Below are 3,678 nucleotides of genomic sequence, written 5' to 3' on the forward strand. Positions count from 1 at the left end.
TGCATGCAGGTATTGCTGTTTGTCCATTTCTTTTTTCCACATTTTAGAAACATATTTACTCTCTTGAAGTCTAGAGTCTACTTTATTAAATGTAGAGTTAGTCTGCCACATAGGTTGAGCAGCCCAATTTGAATTGATATAACTAAAGGCCTTAATTACATCTAAATTGTCGTTTATTATCTTGAAAAAAGGAACAAACCATTCTTTCCAGATTGTTTTTTCTAGTTCTACATTTTTTAAGTCACTATCAAAATATAAGCGGTCTATTTGCCTTACAGGAGTGGCTTCTGAAATAAATACAGGTTTACCATGTTTTCTTGCAAAAATGAGCATTTCTTGGTCAGGTTTACCAAAGTAAGAATAGGCACACCAATCTACTAAATCATCTCCCGGATACCATTTTTCTAATAGTTTTTGATTGGAGCCAGTTCCTTTAGATTGCCAAACAAAAGCAACATTATCTACTCGCATAGCTTTAAAAATAGAATGTATTTTTTTCCATGCATTTAAATAATGTTTCTTTTTATAATGATTCCAATCCCATCCATCAAACTCATAACCAATTCTTAAAAATATTGGACGTTTTGCTGCTTTTATCCAATTTGCAAGCTCTTTAATTAAGTCGTCATGTTTTCCTTTTGCAACGTTTTTTTCATGGTTTACAAAAGATAAGCCTATAGCAATAGCACTATTTTTATAAGTAGAGTCTTGTATATAAAGGTTTGCCCAAGAATCCCCAGAGCCCCAATTGGCTTTAGTTTTAATACCATCTAATCCTTTATTATAGTATCCGTAGGATTCGTTTCCTGGCGATAAATTTGTATATATAGTTATACCTGCTGGAGTCTTAAAATAATCTGTATAGCCCTTGTTATAATTTGTTAGCCCTCCTGTTGCTTCTAGATCTTGACCAATAAAAACAAGGCATTTACCATCTTCTGGTTCAAACTTTTGAGCTGTGGAGATGTAAGTAAAAGAAAAAAATAGTGTTGTTATAATGAAGCTTTTAAATGGCATAGTATTATTAAATGAAATTAAAACTTAGCTAGAGTTCTTAATGTAAGTTATAACAAACATTATTTATAACTGCTATTATTTGTTTTTTAGCATCCAATTTATCAAATTTTCTTTGTCAACTATAGCCCAACTGTGCGGGTGTCTTTCTCCATTTGCTCTGTAGCCTTTGTTATTTGTAGGAATATATTCTACGGCTTTAAACTGTTGTGCTTTTAAACGCTCTGCTAGCTTCTTAATATAAAAAGCATTTGTTTGTTTATAATCTGCCATTCTGTGCTTTTTCCACCAAAGTGTATCTGGTTCTGTATATAGTCTAATTTTTGTGTGCTTTAACTTTTGCAAGTTATTAGTATTATTACTTTTATAGGTGTAAACAGAATTGTTTTCGTACTCTTTTAGCTTTTCATTTGGGTTACCAAAAGCAGTCTCTAACGTTTCTATTATCCATTTGCTTTCTTGTACAGAAACTTCAGAAAAATTTTGTTCAATATTTTTTTCTGAAGACGTGTATAATGCAGCCAAATCAATAGGAGAATCTATAATAAATACTCCTTTCGGGTCTATATAAAATTGTTTCATCTCAATGATATAATTACTTATTAAAAGACTTACTACTCCGCCACTTGAAAAACCACCAATAAAAATATTGTCTGTAGGTAACTGATTATTTATAATAGTATTTTGAAGTCTTTTAGCAAGTTGGTATTTTTCGTGAGCTTCCAACCAAAGTTTTTTATTGTAATTTAAAATTATTACAGCTATATCATTATTTTTTGCTAATTCAAGTATTTTAAACTCTCTTTTAATGTCTTTTATAGTTTCTGGATAGCCTCCAAAAAGAATTAAAACGGCCTTTGCTTGCGTCTCTGGTTTATAGAGCTCATAATCGTCTTTTATAATTTCTATAAATTCTGTTTTTGTAATATTTGTACTGTTCTCTTTGGGCGTATTATCCTTACAGGAAATAAACATGAAAAATATTAATAATATGAACGTTTTATTCATGTGCTTGGTTAAGATTAGAATTGGTTTAAACATTGGGTTTGTACTTTTTCTTTCGGGTAAAAGTAAAACGCTATTTATTTTCTACTAAGTTTAGTACTTAGCGTAAGTTCTTTAATTTTTTTCTCAATACCTAGAACTCTTTCATTCCAATATATTTGAGCGTTTTGAGCATCGTACTTAGGTTTTTTCTTAGAACCTGTTTTCATTTCTTTTGGTATACTGTATAGAAAGGTTGCATTTCTATATTTATCTTTTGCAATATCTCCTTGTGTTTCTGGATCTTCTTTTCTTTGCGCCCAAAAATGTTGGTGTTTTAAGTAGTTGTTTTTTATTTCTTTGAAATAATCAATTAAGGTTTTTGTGTCATTTGGTATATAGCCCGGCCCATTACAACCACATGAATGAAACGTAATTCCAACTTTATATAAAGTTGATAGATGATTCCATGCTTTTATGTCGGTTTTCTTTGGGGATTCAAAATCTAAACCCATATTAGCCATTAAATCTCCACATTCAGGGCATTTAGCGGGGGATTCTTTGTCATCTTTATCATAGCCGCCATTAATATCACTTAGAAGTCTTCTTTTATATGTTTTTCTACAATTAAAACAGGCATAGTGAGACTTATAGGTTGTTATAGCATACCGACACATAGTTCAAATGTATTAATTTTGATAATATACTTATGTTTATTGGATTTAATTTTAAACTCTCCTTTGTTAAAAATAAATTCTGTTTTAATTGCTCTAATTCAAAGCTATAAATATTATTACCTAATTTTTGTTAGGTTCAATTTAATTATTTTTTTTCCAAAATTCCCACCACTTATTACTGTCATTGGCTTTCTTGGTTTGGGTATTAAATTTGCGATTTAATTCTTCAAATTCTATTTCTTTTTCGATAGTACTAATTTCTGTTGCACTAATCTTTTTCTCCAAAATATCCTTAGAAAAAGCTTTTATTTCTTGATGAGGATCACGCATTCCTAATTTTAAAAGCTCGATTGATTTATTGTTAGAGCAATATTTTAGTCCTCTGGCGGCATGATATCTAATCGGTGCTAACTTGTCTTCTTTTGGGTTATAATTTTTTAAATCTAAAGTTTGAATTCCTAATTGAATCAACCGTTCTATCTCAGGAATTGCTTCATTCTTACTTAATTTAGCTAAAGTTTCAACCGCTAGACCAACAGTAATGATTCTATTCCTTCTAAAAGGGTTTTTTCCTTTAGGTTGCGATAAAGGATTAAAATGAGTTATTTTTCTGAGGGATGGGATCGCTCTTTTTTCTTCTAATTTTCCAATTTGAGTTATAATTTCTTCATCTAATGCTCTTCCTGCTGGATATTCGTCTTTAGGAATTTCTTCAATTTCTCGTAAAAGCTTTAGAAGAGAATCTCTAGTTTCTTTAGTGTCAGGAGATTCAATCAAAATCTGTCTGTCTTCTCCAAAATATACTGGGCCTAAAGGTATTTCCACTCTATTTGGATTATGATGTGGGTAATTAATACAGTAGGTGTAAAATGGGTCTTCAATTTCAAGATCTCTTATTTGGCAGGTTGCAACTCCTTCTTTTCTTGAGCCGTGGTATCCTAGTTCACCATCGTTTTTAGAATTAAACCAACAAGTTCCACAACAATCAGATCCTCCGTTAGGC

4 protein-coding genes are annotated in these 3,678 nt (G+C 30.9%); all 4 read right to left on the minus strand.

Going from position 1 to position 3,678, the window contains the following annotated elements; translation table 11 throughout:
• The coding region (locus tag ACVC2P_RS15240; RefSeq protein ID WP_452599316.1) for a 1,4-beta-xylanase at positions 1-1,017 on the minus strand (1,017 nt) is incomplete at its 3' end.
• Positions 1,018-1,092: 75 nt separating this feature from the next.
• A complete protein-coding gene (locus ACVC2P_RS15245) occupies positions 1,093-2,022 on the minus strand; it encodes a hypothetical protein (RefSeq protein WP_452599317.1) in 930 nt (309 codons plus the stop codon).
• A 74-nt stretch (positions 2,023-2,096) separates the two neighbouring features.
• A complete protein-coding gene (locus ACVC2P_RS15250; protein ID WP_452599318.1) occupies positions 2,097-2,675 on the minus strand; it encodes a hypothetical protein in 579 nt (192 codons plus the stop codon).
• Positions 2,676-2,816: 141 nt separating this feature from the next.
• On the minus strand, positions 2,817-3,678 hold an 862-nt coding region (locus tag ACVC2P_RS15255), incomplete at its 5' end, for a HEAT repeat domain-containing protein (protein WP_452599319.1).

The sequence above is a fragment of the Pontimicrobium sp. MEBiC01747 genome, from assembly GCF_053601635.1.